This is a genomic window from Marinomonas balearica, assembly GCF_004362145.1.
Classification (GTDB): domain Bacteria; phylum Pseudomonadota; class Gammaproteobacteria; order Pseudomonadales; family Marinomonadaceae; genus Marinomonas; species Marinomonas balearica.
This window is the reverse complement of sequence record NZ_SNXC01000009.1, coordinates 722505-749369: the sequence shown is the minus strand read 5'-3', so window position 1 is coordinate 749369 and position 26865 is coordinate 722505. Positions and strand designations below refer to the sequence as shown.

Genomic DNA, 26865 nt, shown 5'->3' with positions numbered 1-26865 from the left:
TCAACGTCAATCAACAACAAAAATAAGAAATGAAATTTTCTTATTTTCTAGTCCAACTCGTACCCTCACGACTATCCAATAGTTCAATACCATTGTCAGCGAGCAAATCACGAATTTCATCGCTTCGAGCAAAGTCTTTATTCTTACGTGCAAGCGTTCGCTCTTCAATCAGCGCCTCGATGTCGTCCGAATTCATCCCTTCACTGCTTACCAGACTATTTTTAAGAAAATAATCCGCATCTTGATACAAAAGTCCTAACACAGAGGCCAGCGCAGATAACTCAGCAGCCAATGACTCAGCCAATTCCGGTGACTCTGTTTTTGCTTTATTTAGATCTCGCACTAAATCAAACAAAACCGACAGTGCAACAGGAGTATTAAAATCATCACGAAGCGCTTTTTCGAAGCGAACACGATAATCGCTACTCTCAGGAGCCGTTGACAAAGCCTGACCACGTAAAGCGTTATATAAGCGCTCAAGCGCTACTTTAGCGTCGTTCAAGCTCTGATCAGAATAGTCAATTGGACTACGATAATGGCTAGACACCATCAAGTAACGCAATACTTCGGGATTATAAAGCTTCAACACTTCGCGTATTGTGAAAAAATTGCCCAGTGATTTAGACATTTTTTCATTATTAACGCGAACCGCACCACAATGCATCCAGTAGTTCACGTACTCTTTGCCTGTTGCCGCTTCTGATTGAGCTATTTCATTTTCATGATGAGGGAACTTAAGATCAGGGCCACCACCATGAATATCAAAATGATCCCCTAGGCAGTTTGTAGACATTGCAGAACACTCAATGTGCCAACCTGGTCGACCTTTACCCCAAGGGGAATCCCAATGAACCTCACCTGCTTTAACGGGCTTCCAAAGCACGAAATCCGCGGGATGCTCTTTAGATTCAGTAACCTCGATACGCGCACCCGCAAGCATTTCTTCGAGTTTACGATTATTTAATTTACCGTAATCCGCAAACTTGGAAGCTCGATAATAAACATCGCCATTATCTCCTTGATATGCATAACCTTTATCAACAAGACTTTGTATCATGTCGATAATTTCTTGCATAAACTCGGTCGCCTTCGGCTCACGATCTGGAGATAGATTCCCTAACGCTTTCTCATCTTCTTGCTGCGCTGCAATCATGCGCTCGGTCAAATCGCTCGGCAGCTCATTATTTTCAGCTGCGCGTTTAATAATTTTATCGTCAACATCGGTAATATTGCGAACATAGGTCAAATCGTAACCTAAATTTCGCAAAACACGACTGATTACATCAAAGGAAATCATGGCACGCGCGTGACCAATATGACAGAAATCATAAACCGTGTTACCACACACATACATGCCGATTTTTCCTTCGACAATAGGTTTAAAAACTTCTTTTTGGCCGCTTAACGTATTGTAGATTTTTAGCATTGCGCGCTCACTATTTTCCTTTTGCTTCAATTTTTGCCCAAGAGTCTCTTAGGGTTACGGTACGATTAAACACCAATTTATCAGTGGTTAAATCGCGACAGAAGTACCCTTCCCTTTCAAACTGATAGCCAACACCCGGCTCTGCATTTAAAAGTGACGGTTCTAATTTTGCATTTTGCGCGACAGTCAACGCCTCAGGGTTAATAAAGTCCAAGAAGGTTTTGTCTTCGTGCTTCGCATCCGGTGATTCATGGCTGAACAAACGATCGTATAAATTCACCTCAGCACTTAGTGCGTGTTCAGCACTAACCCAATGAATAACACCTTTAGGTTTATACCCTTCAGGGTTTACGCCGAGTGTATTTTCATCATAACGACAAAGAAGCTCAACAACGTTACCTTCTTCATCTTTAATGGCTTCATCACAAGTAATCACATATCCGCCTCGCAATCTTACTGCGGCACCTGGCGTCATACGTTTCCATTTACGAGGAGGCACCTCTGCAAAATCAGCTTGATCAACGTAAAGATGTTTACCAAAAGGTACTTCACGCGTACCTACTGCTTCATTCTTAGGATGATTCGAAACCGTGAAGATTTCTTCTTTACCTTCTGGGTAGTTTGTTAGCGTCACTTTGATTGGGTTCAGAACCACCATCGCGCGATTGGCATTAGCATCCAAATCTTCGCGAACTGCATGCTCTAACATACCAACATCTACGATACTGTCCGACTTAGTAACACCTATGCGCTCACAGAAGTTTCTAATCGATTGAGCTGTATATCCGCGACGACGCATTCCCGAAATGGTTGGCATACGAGGGTCATCCCAGCCATTCACATGCTGTTCATCCACCAACTGCTTCAACTTACGCTTACTTGTAACGGTGTAATTAAGATTAAGTCGAGCGAATTCGATTTGTTGAGGGTGGAAGGTTTCCAGCGCTTCCAACATCCAATCATACAGTGGACGGTGATCTTGGAACTCTAGCGTACAAATCGAGTGCGTCACACCTTCAATTGCATCAGACAACCCATGCGTAAAGTCGTACATAGGGTAAACACACCATTTATCACCCGTTTGATGATGGTGGACATGGCGCACACGGTAGATAATAGGATCACGTAGATTAATGTTCGGACTGCTCATATCAATCTTTGCACGAAGTACTTTCTCGCCATCAGCGTACTTGCCGTCACGCATTTCTTTAAACAGCGTCAAGTTCTCTTCTGCGGAGCGATTACGATAAGGACTGTCTTTTCCTGGCTCTTTTAATGTGCCGCGATACTCTCTCATCTCGTCTGGAGTTAGATCACAAACATACGCTTTGCCTTTGTTAATTAAATCGCAGGCAAAGTCAAATAATGCGTCAAAATAGTCAGATGCAAATTTCGGCTCTTCTTTCCATTCAAAGCCAAGCCAGCTTACATCACGTTTGATGGATTCAATGTACTCAACGCTTTCTTTTTCAGGATTAGTATCATCGAAACGTAAGTTACATTGACCCTGATAACGTTGCGCTACACCAAAATTCAAACATATGGATTTAGCATGGCCTATGTGAAGATAGCCATTTGGCTCAGGTGGAAAACGTGTTAAAACCTTGCCACCATGCTTTCCGGTTTCGTTATCTTTATCAATGATTTGGGTAATGAAATTCCCAGTCTTAGACGTCTCAGACATATTTTGTAAGTGTCCCGATTATGTTCTTTCAAATTAAGCGGCTAGTATATCTGATTTGATACACTGCGCGATACTGATCCAGCACTTTTCTATCAAGACTTTTCCATTAACCGAGCAGGAACTTCGCAGCAAAAAAAGCAAACACGCCAAAAACGATTGTAAGCAGCTGATTCTTTATCACTAATCCGACGAAAAATGATACTAGGCCTCCAAGCAGCCATGGGTTTTCCAACGAGACAGCCAACTGCCCAGACTGAAGTACCATCATTGGCATGATAATGGCTGTCAACACTGCAACAGGAACATACTTTAAGGCGGACTCAAGCCAAACAGGCATAGTGGCTTTTTGTGCTGTGATGAACAAACCGACACGGATGAAATATGTCACACAAAACATTCCCAAAACGGTTACTAGCAAACTAGATGAACTCATTTTGCACCTCTTCAATACGTTTTAATTTATTCTCCCTGCGTTCTCCCAGAGCACCCAACATAACACCAACAATCGCTGCGACAATCAAACCAAGTTGATTCGGAAGTCCATTTAAGACCACTGATGTAACGCCCGCACCCGCAAAAGCAAAAAAGTACGGAAAAGACGTCAAATAAGGAGAGATAATCCCTATAAAAGTCGCGACCATCGCAAACTCTAACCCCCAGTCACTCATGCCAGGGATCAGCTCCCCCGCTACAACTCCCACAAGCGTAGTAACATTCCACATTAGGTAAAATGAAAAGAAAGACCCAAAATACGCTTTATGCCCATGCTCTTTAAACCCATCTTGCTCATAGAGTGGGCGAACAGCCGCATATGTCTCATCAATCAAACCAAAACCCATTATCAATCGAGTTTTCAAAGGCAGATGTTTTACATATTTCACCATATCTGCGCTGTATAGGAGGTGGCGCAAATTAACAATAAAGGTTGTTAGCACAATCACCCAAATGGGTGCGCCAAGTGCAATCAGCCCTATAGCAACAAACTGAGCAGAACCTGCAAACACCATCGATGACATAATGAGCGCCAACCAAATAGGCAAGTCATTTGCTGCTACAAGAGAGCCAAACAAAAGACCAAATGGCATTCCCCCCACAATCATCGGAATTGAAGCAACAACGCCTTTTTTAATAAAGGGAAACGACGCTCTCATTGAAAACCTCTTTTATGTGGATTTTGTATGTCTAGAGCCATGTAGACATCTGTTCGGTGATAGGAGAACTTATCGACATTCACTTCCTTGAAACCAAAGCTGTCATATAAATGAATGGCCGATTTAAGTTTCCTAGCGCTTTCTAAACAAAGTGTTTTATAGTCTAACGCTCTAGCTCTTCTAAAAGCATGAGTCAACATATAACGCCCTACTCCGTTCCCTTGTTCAGAGGGTGTCACCGTCATCTTGGACAATTCAATAGAATCTTTCGTTAATTTATCCCGGGGCTTTAAAGCAAACACTCCAATAACCTGAGCATCCTCATGCCCTTTCCTTCGATCTACGGCACACCAAACTTCGCCACCTTCTTCGACAACTTTTTCCGGATTTCCAAGACTATGAAAATCTTGCGGTTCAATCTGATTCATAAAATGACTTTCTAGCCACGCCATATTTAAATCATAAAAGCAGGTTCCATGACGGCTTGAATAGGGTTCCAAAAAGAGCTGATTGTCATACTTACATTGAGTGACGACTTGCTTGGTAAGCCCTAGATGCAATATCTCACGCTCAACATTTGAAAACGATTCTATAAACGTTGTTTTAATAGGTTGCGCCTCTAGCAACAAGGTCACTTCTGAACCAATAGCTTTTAGAATTGGCTCAACTTCGGACATACTTAGCATTGCTTCTTCTGACAAACATACAACAGATTTTCTTTGATCCTTTTCCGAAGCTACTTTTACCAACAACCCGTCCTTTATCATTTTATTAACCTGCTTACTGATAGCAGGATGACTTAGCCCCAGCTCCATAGAGATATCAACGATACCAAGCCCACTACTGCCATTAAGCAGTCTAAGAATTGGAAAATAAGTCGCCGAAATCTGGGTACTCGCTTGGTTATATACTGCCTGCACCTCACTAAACAAAAAATCACTTAGCCTCTTCATTCGACTGCCAAGCGCCAACACACCAAACTGCTCCACAATACCTCTCCCTCACTTAATTGCGTAACTGGTTACACAATCAAATAATACAAAGATTAAAGCAATCTTTTTTTGAAAGAAGCAAGGATGTTAATAAGATTAGACAAAGTAGCAATCTGACTGTATGGACAACCCAGCTTCTGCTACAATCTCTCAAATTTTTTAGAACAGAAAATGAGGTTATCGTAAATGACGTCAAAAGCCGTCGTAGTTTACTCCGGAGGTATGGATTCCTTCACAGTATTGAACAAAGCTGTTCGAGAAGGGAAAGAAGTATACGCACTGTCCTTTAACTATGGGCAAAAGCACAGTAAAGAGCTCATTGTTGCAGCCAGCGTCTGCAAAGATTTAGGCGTGCCTCATAAAGTAGTCGATATTTCCGCGATAAATGAGCTAATGGCAGGTTCGTCTTTAACCGATGCTATCGACATCCCTGAAGGTCACTACGCTGAAGACAGCATGAAATCAACCGTCGTTCCTAATAGAAACATGGTACTGCTTTCTATGGCGATCGCTTACGCAGTATCTTTGGAAGCGCCAGAAGTGTATTATGGCGCGCATTCTGGCGACCATCATATATACCCAGATTGCCGCCCTGAATTTGTTAACGCAATGAACAATGTTTCTAAAATTGCCAATTATCAGTCTGTAGAAATCGTCACGCCATTCTTGAGCAGCTCAAAAGGAGATATCCTCAAAGCAGGCTTGGAAATGGGGCTGAATTACGAGAATACTTGGACTTGTTATAACGGTCGTGAAAAGGCTTGCGGTAAATGCGGTGCTTGTACTGAACGTTTAGAAGCATTCTCAGAGCAACAAGCAACAGACCCATTGTTGTATGAAGTGTAAATAAACTTAACGCCACAGTGTGAAGACCAGAATATAAAAAGCTAAAAGATCGGCTTCTGTTCCACAGATGATCGACATTAAAATTGGATCTCGCTTTGTTATCGCGTATCCGTTGTTATGACCCAGCCTCGACTGTATTCGAGTGATTGAATAAATAACCATGTATAACATAAAAGAATCTTTCTACTCCCTTCAAGGGGAAGGCGCCCATGCAGGCCGCCCTGCCATTTTTTGTCGCTTTACAGGATGCAATCTTTGGAGCGGTAAAGAGAAACATCGACTGAGCGCATCCTGCCAATTTTGCGATACGGATTTTAATGGCGTTGATGGCCAAAATGGTGGCCGCTTTCAAACAGCAGACGCACTCGCCGAACACATCGCTGCGCAATGGCCGACTAACCAAGGCAACAAATATGTTGTTTTTACCGGTGGCGAACCCGCTCTGCAACTTGATGAAGCACTAATAACTTCAATGAAAAATCGTGGATTCACGATTGCAATAGAAACAAACGGCACACTTGAATTACCAAACGGCATCGATTGGGTCTGCGTGAGTCCAAAAACAACAGAGCCCCTTGTCGTAAACTCAGGTAACGAGCTGAAATTTGTGTATCCGCAAATAAATTTACATCCAAAAGATTACGAAGACCTTGAATTTGAGCACTTCTACCTCCAACCAATGGATTTAAGTGCCGTGCCGCAAAGTAATGTCATCGTAAGCGATACACAAAGCTCTACGTTGAAATACTGCTTGGAAAATCCTTTGTGGCGTCTAAGCTTACAAACGCATAAAATGCTCAACATCGACTAAGAGTTACTCTAAACATATAACGTAAACACAGATTAAAACGTAAATTATAAGGACCTGATCATGATCGTTCTACATACAAACTTTGGTGATATCACGATTGAACTAGACTACGAAAAAGCACCTAAGTCCGCTAAAAACTTCGAAGAGTACGTTACTTCAGGTCATTACAATGGTGTTATTTTTCACCGTGTAATCAATGGTTTCATGGTTCAAGGCGGCGGTTTTGATGCTGACATGAAACAAAAAGAAACGCGCGCACCTATCGAAAACGAAGCCGACAACGGACTTGAGAACGTCACTGGCACCCTTGCTATGGCACGTACTATGGATCCTCACTCTGCCTCTGCTCAATTCTTCATTAACGTTGCAGACAACAGCTTCCTAAACCACCGCTCTAAAACACCAGATGGCTGGGGTTACGCGGTATTTGGTAAAGTAACAGCGGGTATGGACATCGTAAACAAGATCAAAGAAGTCGCTACAACAATGAAAGCAGGTCATCAAGACGTTCCTGCTGAAGACGTTGTTATTGAGTCAGCTGAGCTGATCGCAGAATAATTCAGCATGCCCTGTTTTTTTATATCAGACTTGCATCTGTATGATAAACGCCCGGATCTTATCCGGGCGTTTATTGTGTTGACTGATGAAATCAAGAAATCCCCTCCCAGTACGCTGTATATTTTAGGAGATTTCTATGAAGCATGGATTGGGGATGATTATCAGCCTGAGTGGAATAAGGCCATTGAAAACGCCCTCCATTCACTTATCCAATCTGGACACAAGGTGAACTTCACTCATGGAAACCGCGATTTCCTAGTGAAACAAATGTGGAGCCAGCGGACAGGCGTTCATTTACTTGATGAACTCACTCTTCTAGAGCACAACGACTTATGCTTACTGTTAGCTCATGGCGACGAATTTTGCATTGATGACGTTGAATACCAAGCATTTCGCTCAACCGCTCGCACAGAGAAATGGCAAGAGAGTATTCTGGCCATGCCAATAGAGCAAAGAATTGCATTTGCTCAAAAACTTAGAAATGACAGCAAATCAATGTCTGCAGATAAAGACATAAGCATAATGGATGTCAATCCAAGCGCAATAGAAACTGCAATAACAGATCAAAACGCATCAATACTCATCCATGGTCACACGCACCGTCCAAAACTACATCAACACCCATTTGGCAAACGCCTAGTGCTAGGTGATTGGGATGAGTTTGTGTGGATTGCAAAACTTGATGACAACGACTCCCTCACGCAGTCATGCGCAAAAGTGGACGTTTTTTGTAATGAAGGCATGAACGCTCTAACGGTTCAGCATTCCTGTGATTTTTACTCTGCATAGCTCTAAAATATTCTCATACACCTGTCGATCACAGGCGTACAAGATTATTTGAGTGCATATAGAAAACTAGCGTCACAACATACGATGCTAGTTTTTAAAGGTGCAAAAGCTCTTTCACCCAGACGGTTTCTTTACCACCTCTCGACCGTTTATATTCAAGATTACGATCATGCAAAATTGCGATCGCCCTAAAAAAAGCATTGTTTACCGTGACAGGATTCAATTCAACCCCGAAAGATGACCACCAGTGCTGTTGCGCCTTATTAGTCAAAACTTGGTATAAATAATCAAGCTCTATCGTTCCCTCATAGACTTTCTCCAGATCGATTGACGGCTTGCTTTTCGCTATTTGCAGTGCCAACCAATAGGTCACTTCTGGCAACTGTTCAGTAGTGTGCTTGCTCATCACAACCTCCCCAGTTTTATGAGTAGTAATGAAGAGTCTAGCAGCATCTTCCGTTGCCGCGAGCTAAAAACTGCAACGCCTTGTAATCTTTAGGTAACGTAATGTGGCGTTATGCAGCCTTCGGTGGACCACTGTGTACACGAAACTCATCATCAGGATCGATGATCAGCTGATGCTCGATCTCACGAAAGAACTGTACACGCTCATCGATAGACTCTCCTGCATACTCTTCGGCAAGTGAGAGATAATCTTTAAAATGACGAGCCTCAGATTTCAATAAAGATCGATAAAATTTGGCTAAAGTATCGTCCAAGTGGGGAATCAACACTGCAAAACGCTCGCATGAACGCGCTTCAACAAACGCCCCAATAATCATTGTATCGACTAAACGAGCCGGTTCATGGGTACGAATATGCTTGCGCAAGCCATCTGCGTAACGAGAGGCTGTCATATGCTCATAAACAACACCACGATCACGCATAATTTTATGAACTTGCTCAAAATGCAACAGCTCTTCACGAGCCAACTGCGACATTTTATGCAGCAAATTGTCACGGTCCACATAGCGATACATAAGGCTCATCGCAGTTGAAGCGGCCTTTTTTTCACAGTGAGCGTGATCAACTAACAGTGTGGTCTCATTCTCTACAGCCCATTTCACCCAAGCTTCAGGAGAAGTACATGGAAGAAATTCAACCAACTCTGGATACGCGGATAACATTTCTCTACCTTTTTCTTTTAAAAAACGGGATTATACTCTGGAATGAGCAACCACGCATTAATGGAAGCCGCAAATCGTTGACCTAAGTTTCAGTCTTTACAAAGAAAAATGCATCTCATGCATAGCTTTGTGAGCTAACTTTGGCATCATTAAGGCTCCATAGATATTGATTTGGATATCAAGTCACACATGAAGCAGTATTACGACCCAAATAATTTAAGAATTGGTCAACATGTTGGGATGGAGGTAGATCCATATACCCTCAACTACCCACTGAATGACAGCAAGACCGCCTGGGTTGCGGATCAAGGCGGCCGCTCGTTCGTATTACGCTTTTACGAACAACAACGCGGCGAGCTAGAAGATTTTTTATCCAACGCAAGAAAGTACACGCAGATAAAACATTCGTCGATATCTCCGAACTACCCGCCATTTTATTCTAATTTATGGGTGTTCTCATGTTCCGCCGTCTGCGGTGGTGAACGCTTATTTAGTTTTTTAGGGAAATATCCAGATGGCGCTCCACTCAATGTTGTTCTAAGTGTATTCGATTCCATGGCGAAAGCCTTGGATCAAGTTCACGAACGAGAACTTGTTCATGGCATGCTCGACCTTAATAGCGTTCATGTCGTAAACGGCAGCGGCGTTATGACCGGATTCGGCGCGTTAAATTGGATGAACAAAATAACCAAAAACGAGCTGGATGTTCGCTTTTTCCCACCCGAATATAAAAAACGACATCAGTCTTTGAATCCTTCAATAGACAGATACATGTTCATGAGGCTGTTACTTGCTGCGTTACTCGGCGAATCGATATTAGACCGATCAACTAACAACTTACCGAAAGAAATCGATGCCCTCAGCATAGACGCATGGAATAAAGTTAAAGGGTGGTGCCGACCCGCATTGAGACACCGACCGAAATCTCTGATTGAAGTCATGAGAATTTTGCGTGCCGATTTGTACGAAAGCACAGCATCTAACGGAACAGTGAGACCCAAGAAAGCCAAACCTAGACCAAGTAATAGCAATATTACTCGTTGGTTAAAAATCGGCATACCCGCTGTTTCTGTAACAACGGCAGCCATTGCGTTGCCGTTGTTTCTTGGTCTGGTTAGCTTCCCTAGCGATGAACAAGACACTGAAAGCAAACAAACTAGCTTTGAATCGTTACCCCAAACATTAGAAGAACCGCTTAAAGATGGAGGGACAGCACCAAAAATCGAAAAAATCGAACCTTCTATATTTGAAATGGGCGACCTAAACGGCCTCGGCTATGAAAACGAAGTCCCCGTCCATGAAGTTAACATCCCGGTTGGTTTCTATTTGAGTAAATACGAAGTGACATTCGCTCAATATGATCGCTTCGCTAACGCAACCGGGCGTGCTCTTCCTCCCGATAATGGCTGGGGGCGCAACAATCGCCCGGTAATGAATGTATCTTGGTATGACGCAAAAGCTTATGCTGCTTGGGTTTCACAACAAACGGGCGAAACTTATCGCCTGCCTACTGAAATTGAGTGGGAATACTCTGCACGTTCTGGCTCCAAAACGGCGTATTGGTACGGCGACAACCTGCAAGAAGGATTCAGCGTATGTGAAACGTGCGGCACACAATGGGACAGCGTTTCCAGCGCCCCCGTTGGTTCACAAGCAAGCAACCCTTTCGGGCTATTTGACATGCACGGTAACGTCGCAGAATGGGTAGAAGATTGCTACCATGACAATTATAACGATGCGCCGTCCACGAACAGTATTTGGTTATCCAATCAATGCGAACAACGTGTTCTACGCGGAGGATCATGGTTCGACGAACCCACGGTGGGAAGAAGCGCGACACGATATCCCGCTGAACCTTCGATGAGAGCAAGTAACTGGGGGTTTAGGTTAGTGAGAATCATTAACAAAAACAAGACTTTAGATAATGTAGAATAATTTGGCTAAATGTCCCCTATTCGATATTGTTATGGTGAGAATGCACTTTTAGACCGCTTTTTCCTATACTATATTCACGTTAAAAATATAGAGTGCCGTGGGAGCTTCACATTAGTACCCTATGTTTCCTTAGGGAAGCTCCCTTCGTTATAAAAGTCGATCTCTTGTCAGATCCTGTTATACCCGCACTATTTTCGCTATTAAAAGTTTAGAGGTGTTAAATGAGCCTGTATCAAGAATACTTAAACGAAATTGAAGACCGCAAAGCTGAAGGGCTAAACCCTAAGCCAATCGATGGCGGTGAGTTACTTTCTGAAATCATCGAACAAATCAAAGACACTGAACACAAGCACAGAGAAGATTCTTTAAACTTTTTTGTTTATAACACACTACCAGGCACTACATCTGCTGCTGCAGTAAAAGCGCAATTCCTAAAAGAAATCATTTTAGGCGAAGCATCTGTTAACGAAATCTCTACTGAGCTTGCTTTTGAGTACCTTTCACACATGAAAGGCGGTCCATCTGTAGAAGCGCTGATTGACCTAGCACTTGCTGATGATGTCACTGTTGCTTCTTCTGCTGCTGACGTTTTAAAAACACAAGTATTTTTGTACGACGCAGACATGGCTCGTTTGGCGGATGCATACAACGCTGGTAACGGCATCGCTAAAGACATTCTTGAAAGTTATTCAAAAGCAGAGTTTTTCACTAAGCTTCCTGAAATCGACGAAAGCATTGAAGTTGTTACGTATATTGCCGGTGAAGGCGATATTTCAACTGACTTATTGTCTCCAGGCAATCAAGCTCACTCTCGTGCAGACCGTGAACTACACGGAAAATGCATGATCACTCCAGAAGCACAACAAGAAATTGTAGAGCTTCAGAAAAAGCACCCAAATGCCAAAGTCATGCTTATCGCAGAAAAAGGCACTATGGGCGTGGGCTCCTCACGCATGTCTGGCGTTAACAACGTTGCACTATGGGCAGGTAAGCAAGCTAGCCCTTACGTTCCTTTCATTAACATCGCTCCTGTTGTTGCAGGTACGAATGGTATCTCTCCTATTTTCTTGACGACTGTTGGTGTTACGGGCGGTATTGGTATCGACCTTAAAAACTGGGTTAAGAAAGTTGATGCACAAGGCAACGCCGTTTTAGATGCAAACGGTGACCCAGTCCTAGAAGAAGCGTACTCTGTCGCGACAGGCACTGTTCTGACAATCGACACAAAACGTAAAACACTTAACAACGGTGATCAAGAGCTGGCGGACGTTTCTGATTCTTTTAGTCCACAAAAAGTTGAATTCATGAAGGCTGGCGGCTCATATGCCGTAGTATTCGGTAAAAAACTACAGACTTTCGCAGCTGAAACACTGGGTGTTGCGGCTCCTCAAGTGTATGCACCTTCAAAAGAAATCTCTCTTGAAGGTCAAGGCCTAACCGCTGTTGAGAAAATCTTCAACAATAATGCAGTTGGCGTTACTTCTGAAACACCATTGCATGCAGGCTCTGACGTTCGTGTCAAAGTCAACATTGTAGGCTCTCAAGATACAACTGGACCAATGACGGCTCAGGAACTTGAAGCAATGGCAGCCTCTGTTATTTCGCCGATTGTAGACGGTGCTTACCAATCAGGCTGTCATACCGCTTCTGTTTGGGATAATAAAGCGAAAGCGAACATCCCTAAGCTTATGAGCTTTATGAACAAATTCGGTCTTATCACTGCTCGTGATCCAAAAGGTGTTTACCCACCTATGACCGACGTTATTCACAAAGTATTGAATGACATTACGATTGATGACCGCGCAATTATCATTGGCGGTGACTCTCATACACGTATGTCTAAAGGTGTAGCATTCGGTGCAGACTCCGGCACAGTGGCTCTAGCACTTGCAACAGGTGAGGCTGCAATGCCAATCCCTGATTCAGTGAAAGTCACGTTCAAAGGCAACATGAAGAGCCACATGGACTTCCGCGATGTTGTTCACGCAACACAAGCACAGATGCTAAAACAGTTTGGCGGAGAAAACGTATTCCAAGGTCGTATCATCGAAGTACACATTGGAACATTGCTTGCTGACCAAGCCTTCACCTTTACAGACTGGACTGCAGAAATGAAGGCAAAAGCCTCAATCTGTATTTCGACGGATGATACCTTGATTGAATCGCTTGAATTGGCGAAAAGCCGCATTCAAATCATGATCAATAAAGGCATGGAAAACACAGCTAAAACACTACAAGGGTTAATCGACCTTGCTGATAAGCGCATAGCTGGCATCAAGTCTGGAGAACAACCTGCACTAGCTCCAGACAACAACGCCAAATACCATGCGGAAGTTGTTGTAGACCTGGATGAAATTGCTGAACCTATGGTTGCCGATCCAGACGTTAACAATGACGATGTTTCAAAACGCTATACTCACGACGTCATTCGTCCTGTTTCATTCTACAATGATAAACCTGTAGACCTAGGCTTTGTGGGATCTTGCATGGTTCACAAAGGTGACATTCAGATCATTGCTCAGATGCTACGCAATATTGAATCTAAGCAAGGTAGCGTGTCATTCAAGGCACCTCTTGTTGTTGCAGCCCCTACTTACAACATTGTCGATGAATTGAAAGCAGAGGGCGACTGGGACATCCTAGCGAAATACGCTGGTTTCGAGTTCGATGATACTAATCCAAAAAATGCTGCGCGTACTTCTTATGAGAATATTCTCTACTTAGAACGCCCTGGGTGTAACCTATGTATGGGTAACCAAGAAAAAGCAGCACCTGGCGACACTGTTATTGCAACATCAACCCGTCTTTTCCAAGGCCGTGTTGTAGCCGACTCTGCAGAGAAGAAAGGTGAATCTCTATTAGGCTCAACGCCTCTAGTTGTTCTTTCAACCGTTCTTGGACGATTCCCAACAATGGATGAATACATGTCAGCTGTAGAAGGGATTGACCTGACATCCTTCGCGCCTCCAGTAGAAGATATGACAATTGAGCCAGAATTGATTGCTGTTAGCAGCAACTAACTATCTCTTTATACATACTTAAAAGCGATACATAGTAAAAAGCCCGCATTTTGCGGGCTTTTTTATGAGAGAAATAAAACAAAAAATCGGGCTAATTAAAACGCGGCACTCATCCCAAATTGATAACGCCACCCTTCTCCGTCTAGCTCTTTTGTTTCTTCTCTAAAACGCATTTCATTTTTCTGAGGTGTAATTACGCTTACGTTTAGGTTAATCCCTGGAGGATAAATTCCAAATAACGTTATTTTTGACTGAACACCAAACGTTATATCATTCGAAGAAAGTCTTGTTGATGTGGTCTCTGGTTCAATTTCTGTTTGGTTGTAAATTCCATACACCATTGCATCATCAAATTGCCAACCAACTCCATAATGCCAGCTCATGTAATCGTAGTCATAATTCGTTTGGCCTAAGGAATAATCAACCAATAAGGCTAATGAACCTATGCGCTCTTTTACTTTTATGCCGTAACCGTAGCGTAAATCGTCATCAAGCAATAATTGACTACGAATACCAATATAGTCGAACAAAACATCGTTCGTGAACAGCCCTAATGTCAGCAAAGGGCTTCTAAAACTGCCTTTAGAATATGGTGTAACGACAGAGACTCGGCTCCAGTCAGACACGGTAAAACTTAACGGGATAGAGAACCCCTTTGAAGAAGAGTTAAACCCAATTGAAGAAGAAGGAAATAGCTCAGGGACAGTTTCATCGGATTCTGAAACATTTTCAAACTGAGCTTCTTGACCAACAAGAACAAAACTAGAATCTTCCGATGCCGTGATATCTGACAAAATATCCTCATACTGCACTTGAAGTTCGCTCTCGTATTTATTCATCATTTCACGCCAAGCTTCTGACATTGCTGTATATGCATTTTCTAGCGAAGTCAGCCCCTGCTCTTTCGCATCTGCAGCAAGCTTTGCGTAGTAGACAGCCTTATCATCATATTGACCAATCGCATCTTCAAGTGATAGCACCGCACGGTCTGCTTCATTATTAACGTCAAGCAGCTCCTTTTCTAACTCACTATCCGCGTTTTGACTAACATTATTGGCGAGGCTGGTTATGGTTTGAGCATTTTGATCAATTTGCTCTTGAAGTGCTTCAGAAGGTGTTTGCCCCTCCTCCAAATCTTCGATCTGCTGCTCTATATCATCGACTTCATCTTGGATGTCTTCATCAAGTTGATCTAGAAAATCATCAAGACTTGATGAAGAGAATGCGTAAGTAAAGGAAGGAGCAATACCTAACAAAACGATATTACCGATGAAGAATACGCGCCTTAGATCCATAGCTTAAATCCCAGTAAACCAATCTATTGATATACAGTACCCGTAATCGTTTGCGCGTTAAAGTGGTTTTAAATACAGAATTTTGAGTTTGCCCTTGAACTTAATTCGATGATAATCAAGGGCAAACATATTTTTGATTTAGAATTTTACAATTAGGCTGCAAAAGCCATCGTTAAGCTTCGACCTATTTGTCCATGACTATAGAACACTTCGCTCTGCTAGCTCGTTGAATTCATCCTGCTTTTCACGCTCTAGATTACTTTCTACATCACGTGAGTCGGGATGGTGTTTTCTACCTTCATGTTTAGATTTGAACTTGAGTAACTGTTTTTCAAGTTTGGCGACCAACATATCTAATGCAGGCTTAAGTTGTTTATCAGTTTTTACGGTTGCGAAAAGATCGTGATTTGGGATGTGAACACTCGCCTCGACAATAAGCTCGTGTGCTTTATGCTTTTCAGCATTTAAGATGACATTGATGGTCGTAATATGATTATTCACCCTTACAAGGTGATCTAGCTTTTCTTTAACTGTTTGTTGTACTTCTTCACCGGAGTGAACGTGATGGCCGCTAATGTTCAGTTTATACATAAGCAAACTTTCCTTATTATTCTTGGTTGATGGAAAACTCTGTTTTATATCTCCTTTGTTGTTAGCCTTAATTAATAACTTAAGGGTTTATCGATTAAATTCAAGCCTAAAATCACTTTTCCATACGAATCATTACATAGATCAATAGAAACGAAAAAACCGCCCTTAGGCGGTTTTGTTAGATCTGAGTCAACAATCAGTCGTCGAGCAGTATTCTCAACATACGACGTAGAGGCTCAGCAGCACCCCATAGAAGCTGATCACCTACGCTAAACGCGCTAATGTATTCAGGTCCCATGTTCAGCTTACGAATTCTACCTACAGGAATATTCAAAGTACCTGTCGCAACTGTTGGAGTCAGTCGCTCCATAGATGCCTGCTTATCATTTGGCACAACATCAACCCAATCGTTATGTTGAGCTAAAAGCCCTTCGATATCCGCAACCGGAATGTCTTTATTCAATTTGATCGTGAATGCCTGACTGTGGCAACGCATTGCGCCAACGCGAACACATAATCCATCTACTGGAATCGGTGATCCCATGTTTCCTAGAATTTTGTTCGTTTCAGCCTGCGCTTTCCACTCTTCTCGGCTCTGACCATTATCCAATTGACTGTCTATATAAGGGATCAATGAGCCAGCTAGAGGTACACCAAACTGGTCGACAGGCATATCCGATGAGCGCATTTTCTCAGCAACCTTGCGGTCGATATCAAGAATTGCACTCGCAGGATCAGCCAACTCTGAAGCGACTGTACCGTTTAACAAACCCATTTGATTTATAAGCTCGCGCATATGGCGGGCACCGCCACCAGACGCAGCTTGATAGGTCATTGAAGTCATCCATTCGACGTAACCTTTCTCAAATAGGCCGCCTAATGCAAGCAACATAAGTGATACAGTACAGTTACCACCAGCAAAGGTTTTAACGCCATCTTTCAAGCCTTGCTTGATGACGTTTTGGTTAACCGGATCAAGCACAATGATTGCGTCTTTATCCATACGCAATGAAGATGCTGCGTCGATCCAGTAACCTTTCCAACCAGCCTCACGTAACTTAGGATAAATCGCCTTTGTATAATCACCGCCTTGACAGGTAATAATGATCTCCATTTTCTTCAAAGACTCAATATCATTTGCGTCTTGAAGCAGAGGGATCTCTTTACCTATCTCTGGGCCCTTCTGACCCGTTTGCGATGTTGAGAAGAAGACAGGATCAATGTGATCAAAATCTCGTTCTTCTCGCATACGTTGCATTAACACGGAACCAACCATTCCGCGCCATCCGACTATACCTACAGTTTGTTTTGACATGGTCTTTATACCTTTTTTAGTGTGGGTCTACTCATACCAAGAGCAGTATCCCTAATGATCACCTGTGACTATCATTCTATAGTTCACTAGGCCTTTAAAGCAGCAAGTACTGCATCACCCATTTGAGCAGTGCTTACTGTTGTACAACCTTCTGATGCGATATCAGCTGTTCTTAGACCTTGGTCGAGAACATTACTTACTGCCGCTTCAATTGCATCCGCTGCTTCTTTTGAATCAAGCGAATAACGCAACATCATAGCAACAGAAAGGATCGTAGCCAATGGGTTTGCTTTACCTTGACCTGCAATATCAGGAGCAGAGCCATGGCACGGCTCGTACATGCCACGACCTTCAGCATTTAGTGATGCTGAAGGTAACATGCCGATAGAACCTGTAAGCATTGCAGCTGCATCGGAAAGAATATCGCCAAACATGTTGCCTGTCACCATAACATCGAATTGTTTAGGCGCTCGTACTAGCTGCATCGCCGCATTATCTACAAGCATATGGCTAAGCTCAACGTCTGGATATTCTTTAGCGACCTCTTCCATAACTTCTTTCCAAAGTACGGTCACTTCCAAAACATTGGATTTATCGATAGAGCATACTCGTTTACCGCGTTGACGCGCCGCTTCAAACGCAGAACGAGCGATTCGACGAATCTCAGATTCAGAATATACATACGTATTATAACCTTGGCGTTCGCCGTTCTCCAACGTGCGGATACCGCGCGGCTGACCAAAATAAATACCGCCCGTTAATTCGCGAACAATCAAGATATCCAGACCTGCGACGATTTCAGGCTTTAAGCTTGATGCATCAGCAAGCTGAGGATACAAAATAGCGGGACGTAGATTTGCAAACAGCTCTAAGTTAGAACGCAGTCCTAGCAAGCCTTTTTCAGGGCGAACAGACATATCAAGTCCATCCCACTTAGGGCCACCTACTGCGCCTAATAGAATAGCGTCAGCTGCTTTTGCCTTAGCCAATGTCACTTCCGGCAATGGAGATCCTGTTTCATCGTATGCAGAACCGCCCACTAGTGCGCTTTCATGCTCAACGTTTAAAGAAAACGCCGTATTAACTTGATCCAATACACGAACAGCTTGCTCTACAATTTCAGGGCCGATGCCATCACCAGGCAAAATCAATACATTTTTAGTCATGTTATATTCCTTAAAGAGTGCGTTCAGCGAACAACCATGGAGCTTGTTGTATGCGCTTTTCTTCGTATGCTTTAATGCTATCGGCTTCTTGTAATGTTAGGCCAATGTCATCGAGACCATTTAACAAGCAATGTTTACGAAATGAGTCAACAAGGAAAGAATATTCTTTACCTTCCGGTGTTTTGACAATTTGAGCGTCAAGATCAACCGTTAACTCGTAACCTTCTGTACTTTCAACGGCCTTGAAAAGTTCGTCGACTTCTTCTTCATCCAAGACAATTGGAAGAAGACCATTTTTAAAACAGTTATTGAAAAAGATGTCTGCAAAGCTTGGCGCGATCACTGCACGAATACCGTAGTCGTCCAATGCCCATGGAGCGTGCTCTCGACTTGAACCACAGCCAAAGTTATTTCGTGCAAGCAATACGCTTGTACCTTGATAACGCGTTTGATTTAGAACAAAATCTTCGCGTAATGGACGACCTTCGCAGTCTTGGTCTGGCTGCCCTTCATCTTCATAACGCAATTCGTCAAATAGGTTTTTACCAAACCCTGTACGCTTAATTGACTTCAAAAACTGCTTTGGAATAATCATGTCAGTGTCGACATTGGCTAAATCTAAAGGAGCCGCGACACCTGTGTGTACTGTAAATGGACGCATCTTTGTCTCCTTAGTGTTTTACCAACTCGTTAACATCAATAAAATGACCAGCAATAGCCGCAGCCGCCGCCATCGCAGGGCTTACCAAATGAGTACGTCCGCCGAACCCTTGACGACCTTCAAAGTTTCGGTTCGAAGTAGAAGCACAATGCTCGCCGGCACCCAGCTTGTCAGCGTTCATTGCAAGACACATAGAACAACCAGGCTCACGCCACTGCAAACCTGCTTCAGTAAAGATTTTATCCAAACCTTCATCTTCCGCTTGGGCTTTTACTAATCCAGAACCTGGAACAACAATGGCTTCTTTGATGGTATTCGCCACTTTTCGGCCTTTTACTACGTCAGCCGCAGCTCTTAGGTCTTCTATACGGGAGTTAGTACATGAGCCGATAAAGACCTTATCTAGGGTAATGTCGGAAAGCTTTTCTTTTCCTTCAAGCCCCATGTACTTCCATGCGCGGGCATAACCTTCACGTTGAACTGGATCTTGCTGATCTTCAGGCTTTGGAATAAAGTCATCAACAGGGATAACCATCTCTGGAGAGGTTCCCCAAGTTACTTGTGGCTTTATATCTTTTGCTTGCAAAACAACAACTTCATCAAATTCTGCGTCGTCATCAGATACAAGCTCTTTCCAAGATTCAACAGCCATATCCCATTGCTCTGGTTTTGGAGCATATGGACGCCCTTTAACGTAATCAATTGTTGTATCATCAACAGCGATCAAGCCAACGCGTGCGCCCGCTTCAATTGCCATGTTACAAACCGTCATACGCCCTTCCATGGAAAGTGATTGAATCGCCTCACCACCGAATTCGATCGCAAAGCCTGTACCGCCTGCCGTTCCAATTTTACCAATGATCGCTAATACAACATCTTTCGCGGTAACCCATGGAGACAATTGACCGTCTACACGAACCAACATATTGCGCATCTTTTTAGCCACTAGACACTGTGTCGCTAATACATGCTCAACTTCCGACGTCCCGATGCCATGAGCTAATGCACCAAAAGCACCGTGTGTCGATGTATGAGAATCACCGCATACAACTGTCATTCCTGGAAGAGTCGCACCTTGTTCTGGCCCAACAACGTGTACGATGCCTTGACGAACATCCATCATGTTAAATTCGGTGATACCGAACTCATCACAGTTCTCATCCAGAGTTGTAACCTGAATTTTAGAAACGGGGTCTTCGATACCATTAACACCGCTTTTACGTTCTTCGGCTGTCGTAGGGACGTTATGATCTGGCGTCGCCAAACTTGCAGATGTTCTCCAGGGCTTACGTCCTGCTAAACGAAGGCCTTCAAATGCTTGAGGCGAAGTGACTTCATGTAAAAGTTGTAAATCGATGTAGATTAACGCACTGCCATCATTTCGTTGTTGAACCAAGTGACTGTTCCACAACTTATCGTATAAGGTTTTGCCTGCCATTTTTCTCTCTCCTAAGCTGACTTGTGGACAATCCTATACGCTTCCTTTAAATTACTCAAATTCATAATTTTTATAAATTGGATTACTGGCAGGAATCATGGAAATTGGCGAACTGATTACCTTTATACGAGTCGCGGAATTAGAATCGTTTTCTGAGGCTGCCGAAAAGCTCTTTCTCACTCAACCTGCAATCAGCAAAAGAATTGCCTCTTTAGAGTCGACGCTAGGCGTAAAATTGTTTGACCGTATAGGAAGAAAAGTTCAGCTTACTGAAGCAGGAGAACGTCTACTGCCTAAAGCACGAAAAGTATCAAACGACCTCGACGATATTAAACGAAGTATGACATTGCAGATGGACGACATTAGCGGCCTTTTGAGAATATCGACAAGCCATCATATTGGATTACATAGATTACCCAAACTGTTAAAACAGTTTCAGCACACCTACCCTAACGCACAAATTGACATTGAATTCACGCAATCCGAAGAAGCATACCGAAAGGTTATTCAAGGAGATGTGGAGCTTGGAATCATTACGCTCAACAGCTCTCCTGATGAACATATGATGTCCATTCCAATATGGTCAGATCCATTGAAGTGTGTTGTGAGCAGAGATCACCCTTTAGCACACGAATCACAAGTGGACATTCTAGAGCTGTCAAAACACCAATGTGTTCTGCCAAATGAAAATACGTTCACTCGGCAAATTGCAGAAACCGTGTTCGCGTCACATCAGGTAAAACCAAACGTGAGGATGAACACCAATAATCTCGAAACGCTCGCTATGTTAGTCACCATTGGTTGGGGTTGGTCTTTACTACCTTCCACTTTAGTCGATAGCCAATTGAAAGTATTAGACTTACCCGCCTTTAATGTAGAACGAAAACTTGGCGTAATACATCACAACCGAAGAACGCTAAGCAGAGCGGCGCGTACTTTTATTGATATGCTCCAAAAAGAGAATTCTTTATTAAACTAAACAGTGAAAGCGGCAACCTTAATCTAATGAGTAAGGTCGGGAATCACTGTTTTTGACTTTTAACCAAGCAAATTATTGCCGCTACGGACATTAAAGACGATACGGTAAAAGTCCAGTTTCCTCCTATGATGTCCCAACTGTAACCCGCTAAGATCATCCCTATGCCACTTCCCAGCCCAACAGAAAATGCACTGTAAGTTGATTGCCCCTGACTGCCAAATCGCCCCGGAAAGAGCCTTCTCACCTGATCGATCGATACCATATGAAATAATGCGAACGTAATGCAGTGCATTAGCTGTGTGAACAGCACCACCAGCAACGACGACGAAAACCACGCTAAAAGCCCCCACCGAACGACACCGCAGGCAAAGCAAAGTAACAATAAATGGATCGCATAATACCGCTGTACGAAATGCCCGCAGTATAAAAACAGCAGGACTTCGATCACAACACCAAAACTAAGCAGAAGCCCTATTTCAGAGCCGGAATAGCCTGCACTGGATAAGTGAACCGCGAAAAATATGTTAAAAGGCGCGTGAGCCATATACGACAAAAACGCAAGACCAAAAAACAACGCAACTTCTTTGCGAAACAGCAACTCTTTGAAGTTACCCTCTACATGAGAAGAAGACGCTTTATACGGCTTTTCTTTAATAAACATACTGGTTAGAAAAGCCAGAGCAAGACAGACACAAATAGACGGAATAATGACGCCTACACCCAGCAGTTTTATGGCGTAACCAATTAACGAGACTGAAACGATGTAGCCGAGCGATCCTCCAACACGAATACGCGTATAGGGTATGCGGGTATTTTGAATACTCATAACCGCGAGCCCATCAGCAAGAGGCATTAAAGCTGAATAGAACAAAGCCAGTATGCAGGTAAGGATAAAAAGCGTATCGAAGGTCGTCGAAAAATTAAATGGAATAAAAGACAATAACGTTCCCAACATACAGATTTGCATTACTTTTTTTGGCAATCCGAACTTTGTTGTTAACCATCCCCAAAAATGAGGAACGACTATCGACGCAAGGGTGAACGTTGACATGAGTCGCCCAATTTGTGATCCGTTCAAACCAATCGAGCTGTAGTAAATCGACATATAAGGCATCAAAATGCCGATTGCCGCACAATAAAAAAAGAAATATGCAAACAAAGGAGCAGCAACCGGAAGCGATCTCTTGTCAAACATAATAGTTAGCTCCTACTAAATAAATACTTGTAATTAGTCCTTTCGGATATTAGTAATACATATAAATATGTGAAATACGTATGTGCATCCATCGACCAAACGCTAATAAAACTGATAATTTAAACTTACAAGGAATTGCCAATGTCCGAAAATCAAAACTCACCGTGGTGGCGAGGCTGTGTCATCTATCAGGTATACCCACGTAGCTTTTTTGACTCAAATGGAGATGGCATTGGCGATCTACCGGGATTGGCGGCCAAAATTCCTTATATAGCCTCTCTTGGCGTTGACGCCATATGGATTTCTCCTTTTTTCACATCGCCCATGAAAGATTTTGGATATGATGTCTCGGATTACTGTGATGTTGATCCAATCTTTGGAACATTATCCGATTTTGATAACGTAATTGAAATAGCGCATAAGCACGGACTAAAAATATTAATAGACCAAGTATTAAATCATACATCAGATCAGCACCCTTGGTTCAAAGAATCATCAAGCAGCCTCGACAACCCAAAATCAGATTGGTATGTTTGGGTCGATCCAAACCCTGACGGTACCATCCCAAACAATTGGCTGTCGGTTTTTGGTGGGCCTGCATGGCAATGGCACAGCCGTCGTCGCCAATATTATTTACATAATTTTTTATCCAGCCAACCCGATTTAAACTTCCATAACCCAGAAGTTATTGAGGCTGTTTTAGATGCAGTTCGATTCTGGCTAGATCGCGGAGTAGATGGATTTCGTTTCGATACCGCGAACTACTTCTTTCATGACATTGAGCTACGCAACAACGCACCAAAAGAAGAAGTTGAAGAAGGCAGTATTGGCGTACGCGCCGACAACCCATATGCCTATCAATTCCATGAGTTTGATAAGTCACGACCTGAAAACATCCCGTTCTTAAAACAACTACGCGCTCTGATGGATGAGTACCCTCAAACAACCACTGTAGGCGAAGTCGGCTGTGATTTTGCGTTAGAAACAATGGCGAAGTACACACAAGGTGGCGACAAATTGCACATGTGTTACTCGTTTGACCTTCTTACCCATGATTCCAGCATGAAGCACATTCGTACCACAATGGAAGAAATCGAAGACGGTTTAGGCGATGGCTGGCCATGCTGGTCGATAGGGAATCATGATGTAGAAAGGGTTGCTTCTCGTTGGACAGAAAAAGAAGGCTTGATAAACCATGAACGCAGTAAAATCCACATGGCCATGCTGTTATCCATGCGCGGTAGCGTCTGCCTCTATCAAGGAGAAGAGTTAGGGCTTCCTGAAGCGGAATTAACCTATGATCAGCTCGTAGACCCATTTGGTATCGAGTTTTGGCCCGATTTTAAAGGTCGAGATGGATGCAGAACCCCAATGCCATGGTCAAATTCTGACAATGGCGGATTCACAGATGGAAAGCCTTGGCTTCCAGTAGTGGATTCGCACCTGCCCTACTCTGCTGAATTGCAGGAAGACGACCCAAACTCGATTTTTCACGCCTATAAAGCCTTTCTACAATTTAGAAAACACCATAACGCACTTGTGTCAGGCGCTATCGAATTCTTTCACGACGACGAGCACTCACTCATTTTTACGCGCCAATCAGATGATGAGAAATTACTTGTTGCCTTGAACACCAGCGCTGAGACAACCGTTCTCAAACTACCGAAAACACTCATCAAAAATAAGCTTGAAGACATTGAGATTCCAAAATCCATTAACAAAGGCACCGTAAAGGAAGGGAAAATCATGCTGCAGGCCTATTCGATTTATATTGGTAAAGTGAGCATTTGAATTCACTGTAAGCCCAAAATTACAGGTATAACAATAAAAAAAGGGCGTTAATACGCCCTTTTTTCCAATCAGATTCAACTAATTTATTTGCACTTACTTACCCGAAAATCAATGTAACTTAAGCTTCGGCTTAACCACTTTGCCAATTTTTTGTGCTGACATAATAATCGTAGCTTTCAACCATCCGTGAATCGCGATCAAATGCAGTCGATACAACGAGATATACACAAATCTCGCGATCCGCCCTTCAACGAACATTGAGCCACCGCCCAAATTCCCCATCAAACTACCAACCGTACTGTAACGGCTCAAGTTGACCAAAGATCCATGATCTTTGTAGGAATATTCTTTGAGAGTTTCACTACGGAACGTCGCTTTAATGTTATCAAACACCAGTGATGCCATTTGATGCGCTGATTGAGCTCTCGGTGGAACAAGCGAGCCATCATCTTGTTCACAAGCACAACAATCGCCAATAACAAAAACATTTTCAAAGCTCGGAACTTGCAACGTCCGCTGAACTTTAATTTGGTTGTTACGAGTGGTTTCAAAACCCTCAATACCTTTTATAAATTCAGGTGCTTTCACCCCAGCCGCCCAAATCATCAAATCTGCGTTTACATCGTCGCCTTCAAACGTTTTCATACCGCCATCGAACGCTTCTGTAACGCGAGTATTCTCTTTGATTGAAACACCTAAACGTTGAAGTTCTTTTGATGCAAGCGCAGCGATTCGCTCGGGAAGTGCTGGCAATATACGTGGGCCAGCCTCTATGAGTTCAACCTGCACACGACGACCTGACATTTCGGGCATACCGTAGGCTTTAAGCAGGTCTGCAACATGGAATAGCTCTGCTGACAACTCAACACCTGTCGCCCCACCGCCGACTATGGCGATTTTTAGTTTGGTATCATCGCCTGCTTGATGAATTCGCAAAAACTGATTTAACAACGCCTGTTGAAAGCGATCGGCTTGACGATGAGAATCAAGAAAATAACAATGATCCGAAACACCAGGTGTACCGAAGTCATTACTGACACTGCCAACAGCCATAACCAAGATGTCGAAGGCAACATCTCGCTCAGGCAATACAACGTGCCCTTTATCATCTTGAATAGGTTCCAGAGTAATTGTCTTCGCATTCGGGTCAACAGCAGTAACATTACCAAGCTGAAATGAGTAATGGTGCTTCGCGGCATGAGCGCGGTAATTCACACCGTCCGTATTTATATCTAACGACCCCGTTGCCACTTCATGTAAAAGAGGCTTCCATATGTGCGTTTGACTACGGTCCACTAACGTTATGTCTGCTTGACGTTTTTTTCCAAAGGCGTGCCCTAGCTTCGTAACTAACTCTAAGCCACCCGCTCCGCCGCCCACAACGACAATTTTCTTCATATTATTGTTCCCGCAAATTTAAACTATTTGCTAAGCCCTGACCTTTGGCTACATAAAGATCAACTCTTAGCGAATAATTCACACTGTCTGAGCGTTCAACATTGATATAGAACTGAACACGAAAGCTCGCACGAAGCGAGCTGAGATTGCGTATAACTAAGCCAGCTTTCTCGCTAAGATTCTATCTAATGAGTTTGCGAAAGCCATTCTGTCTTGCTGATTAAAAGCTTGCGGTCCGTCCGTTTGAACACCGCTGGAACGCATTTGCTCCATAAAATCACGCATATTCAATCGTTGTCGAATGTTTTCTCGAGTGTACTCTTCACCCCTTGGGTTAATCACCATCGCTCCTTTTTCAACACAATCAGAAGCCAAAGGAATGTCTGCCGTTATCACAAGATCTTCAGGAGTAAGGTTATCTACAATGTAGTTATCCGCTTCATCAAAACCAGATTGTACTACTTTGCGTTCTATCCATTTGGAAGGAGGCATACTGATCGCCTGATTTGCTACCAATATGCATTTGATTTGAACACGCTCTGCTGCTCGAAACAATATTTGTTTAACGACGTTTGGACAGGCATCAGCGTCAACCCAAATACGCATATAATTCCCCTTTAATTATCAGGGCTATTATTAAACAGTGTTACAGGGAAGCCCTGCAAGCATAACTTTATAAAAATCAGTTATCTTCCCT

24 protein-coding genes are annotated in these 26865 nt (G+C 43.1%); 8 read left to right on the top strand and 16 right to left on the bottom strand.

Annotated elements, in window-relative coordinates; genetic code table 11:
* Positions 1-40: 40 nt before the first annotated feature.
* The 5 genes from cysS to DFP79_RS05070 form a co-directional block, all read right to left on the bottom strand.
* Positions 41-1426, bottom strand: coding sequence for a cysteine--tRNA ligase (gene cysS / locus DFP79_RS05090; RefSeq protein WP_133502835.1), 1386 nt, complete (start codon positions 1424-1426; stop codon positions 41-43).
* A gap of 10 nt (positions 1427-1436) precedes the next feature.
* Positions 1437-3110 (bottom strand): glutamine--tRNA ligase/YqeY domain fusion protein, encoded by a 1674-nt coding sequence (locus DFP79_RS05085; RefSeq protein WP_133502834.1) that lies wholly within the window; start codon positions 3108-3110, stop codon positions 1437-1439.
* 106 nt (positions 3111-3216) lie between these two features.
* On the bottom strand, positions 3217-3543 hold the full coding sequence (locus DFP79_RS05080) for an AzlD domain-containing protein (protein WP_133502833.1): 327 nt from the start codon (positions 3541-3543) through the stop codon (positions 3217-3219).
* Positions 3530-4261, bottom strand: coding sequence for an AzlC family ABC transporter permease (locus DFP79_RS05075; protein ID WP_133502832.1), 732 nt, complete (start codon positions 4259-4261; stop codon positions 3530-3532). Before DFP79_RS05075 ends, DFP79_RS05080 begins: the two co-directional genes overlap by 14 nt.
* On the bottom strand, positions 4258-5250 hold the full coding sequence (locus DFP79_RS05070) for a bifunctional helix-turn-helix transcriptional regulator/GNAT family N-acetyltransferase (protein WP_133502831.1): 993 nt from the start codon (positions 5248-5250) through the stop codon (positions 4258-4260). Before DFP79_RS05070 ends, DFP79_RS05075 begins: the two co-directional genes overlap by 4 nt.
* 189 nt (positions 5251-5439) lie before the next feature.
* Here DFP79_RS05070 and queC point away from each other — a divergent pair, with 189 nt between their 5' ends.
* The 4 genes from queC (at position 5440) to DFP79_RS05050 (ending at position 8257) form a co-directional block, all read left to right on the top strand.
* A complete protein-coding gene (gene queC, locus DFP79_RS05065) occupies positions 5440-6099 on the top strand; it encodes a 7-cyano-7-deazaguanine synthase QueC (RefSeq protein WP_133502830.1) in 660 nt (219 codons plus the stop codon).
* 160 nt (positions 6100-6259) lie between these two features.
* Positions 6260-6910, top strand: a complete 651-nt coding sequence (gene queE / locus DFP79_RS05060) for a 7-carboxy-7-deazaguanine synthase (protein WP_133502829.1) — start codon at positions 6260-6262, stop codon at positions 6908-6910.
* Between the two features lie 60 nt (positions 6911-6970).
* Positions 6971-7468 (top strand): peptidylprolyl isomerase, encoded by a 498-nt coding sequence (locus DFP79_RS05055; RefSeq protein WP_133502828.1) that lies wholly within the window; start codon positions 6971-6973, stop codon positions 7466-7468.
* Between the two features lie 6 nt (positions 7469-7474).
* Complete coding sequence (locus DFP79_RS05050) at positions 7475-8257, top strand: UDP-2,3-diacylglucosamine diphosphatase (protein ID WP_133502827.1); 783 nt, start codon at positions 7475-7477, stop codon at positions 8255-8257.
* 94 nt (positions 8258-8351) lie between these two features.
* Here the strand turns inward: DFP79_RS05050 and DFP79_RS05045 are convergent, their stop codons facing one another.
* Together DFP79_RS05045 and DFP79_RS05040 are read right to left on the bottom strand one after the other, a co-directional pair.
* Positions 8352-8663, bottom strand: coding sequence for a hypothetical protein (locus DFP79_RS05045; RefSeq protein WP_133502826.1), 312 nt, complete (start codon positions 8661-8663; stop codon positions 8352-8354).
* Between the two features lie 109 nt (positions 8664-8772).
* Positions 8773-9384 carry a MiaE family protein gene (locus DFP79_RS05040; RefSeq protein WP_133502825.1) on the bottom strand — a complete coding sequence of 204 codons (612 nt, stop codon included), beginning with the start codon at positions 9382-9384 and terminating at the stop codon, positions 8773-8775.
* 189 nt (positions 9385-9573) lie between these two features.
* On the opposite strand from DFP79_RS05040, the gene DFP79_RS05035 reads away from it, so the two are divergent.
* Both DFP79_RS05035 and DFP79_RS05030 read left to right on the top strand, forming a co-directional pair.
* Positions 9574-11319 (top strand): formylglycine-generating enzyme family protein, encoded by a 1746-nt coding sequence (locus DFP79_RS05035; protein ID WP_133502824.1) that lies wholly within the window; start codon positions 9574-9576, stop codon positions 11317-11319.
* A gap of 221 nt (positions 11320-11540) precedes the next feature.
* Positions 11541-14339, top strand: a complete 2799-nt coding sequence (locus tag DFP79_RS05030) for a bifunctional aconitate hydratase 2/2-methylisocitrate dehydratase (RefSeq protein WP_133502823.1) — start codon at positions 11541-11543, stop codon at positions 14337-14339.
* Positions 14340-14434: 95 nt separating this feature from the next.
* Here the strand turns inward: DFP79_RS05030 and DFP79_RS05025 are convergent, their stop codons facing one another.
* The 6 genes from DFP79_RS05025 to leuC all read right to left on the bottom strand — a co-directional run bounded on the left by DFP79_RS05025 (position 14435) and on the right by leuC (position 20805).
* Entirely contained in the window at positions 14435-15634 is a 1200-nt protein-coding gene (locus DFP79_RS05025; RefSeq protein WP_133502822.1) for a hypothetical protein, read from the bottom strand.
* 198 nt (positions 15635-15832) lie between these two features.
* Complete coding sequence (gene hpf, locus DFP79_RS05020; protein WP_133502821.1) at positions 15833-16225, bottom strand: ribosome hibernation-promoting factor, HPF/YfiA family; 393 nt, start codon at positions 16223-16225, stop codon at positions 15833-15835.
* A gap of 196 nt (positions 16226-16421) precedes the next feature.
* Positions 16422-17540 (bottom strand): aspartate-semialdehyde dehydrogenase, encoded by a 1119-nt coding sequence (gene asd / locus DFP79_RS05015; RefSeq protein ID WP_133502820.1) that lies wholly within the window; start codon positions 17538-17540, stop codon positions 16422-16424.
* An 86-nt stretch (positions 17541-17626) separates the two neighbouring features.
* The gene (leuB, locus tag DFP79_RS05010) at positions 17627-18706 is read right to left on the bottom strand and encodes a 3-isopropylmalate dehydrogenase (RefSeq protein ID WP_133502819.1); all 1080 of its coding nucleotides are present in this window, start codon (positions 18704-18706) and stop codon (positions 17627-17629) included.
* 10 nt (positions 18707-18716) lie between these two features.
* Positions 18717-19367, bottom strand: a complete 651-nt coding sequence (gene leuD / locus DFP79_RS05005; RefSeq protein WP_133502818.1) for a 3-isopropylmalate dehydratase small subunit — start codon at positions 19365-19367, stop codon at positions 18717-18719.
* A gap of 10 nt (positions 19368-19377) precedes the next feature.
* A complete protein-coding gene (gene leuC / locus DFP79_RS05000; RefSeq protein WP_133502817.1) occupies positions 19378-20805 on the bottom strand; it encodes a 3-isopropylmalate dehydratase large subunit in 1428 nt (475 codons plus the stop codon).
* 97 nt (positions 20806-20902) lie between these two features.
* Between leuC and DFP79_RS04995 the strand changes: the two genes are divergently transcribed.
* A complete protein-coding gene (locus DFP79_RS04995) occupies positions 20903-21784 on the top strand; it encodes a LysR family transcriptional regulator (RefSeq protein ID WP_133502816.1) in 882 nt (293 codons plus the stop codon).
* 43 nt (positions 21785-21827) lie between these two features.
* Here the strand turns inward: DFP79_RS04995 and DFP79_RS04990 are convergent, their stop codons facing one another.
* Positions 21828-22979 (bottom strand): MFS transporter, encoded by a 1152-nt coding sequence (locus DFP79_RS04990; RefSeq protein WP_133502815.1) that lies wholly within the window; start codon positions 22977-22979, stop codon positions 21828-21830.
* Between the two features lie 141 nt (positions 22980-23120).
* Between DFP79_RS04990 and DFP79_RS04985 the strand changes: the two genes are divergently transcribed.
* Positions 23121-24770, top strand: a complete 1650-nt coding sequence (locus DFP79_RS04985; protein WP_133502814.1) for an alpha-glucosidase — start codon at positions 23121-23123, stop codon at positions 24768-24770.
* A 108-nt stretch (positions 24771-24878) separates the two neighbouring features.
* On the opposite strand, the gene DFP79_RS04980 is transcribed toward DFP79_RS04985, so the two are convergent.
* Both DFP79_RS04980 and DFP79_RS04975 read right to left on the bottom strand, forming a co-directional pair.
* Positions 24879-26168, bottom strand: a complete 1290-nt coding sequence (locus tag DFP79_RS04980; protein ID WP_133502813.1) for an NAD(P)/FAD-dependent oxidoreductase — start codon at positions 26166-26168, stop codon at positions 24879-24881.
* 156 nt (positions 26169-26324) lie between these two features.
* The gene (locus DFP79_RS04975) at positions 26325-26774 is read right to left on the bottom strand and encodes a YaiI/YqxD family protein (RefSeq protein WP_133502812.1); all 450 of its coding nucleotides are present in this window, start codon (positions 26772-26774) and stop codon (positions 26325-26327) included.
* Positions 26775-26865 lie beyond the last annotated feature (91 nt).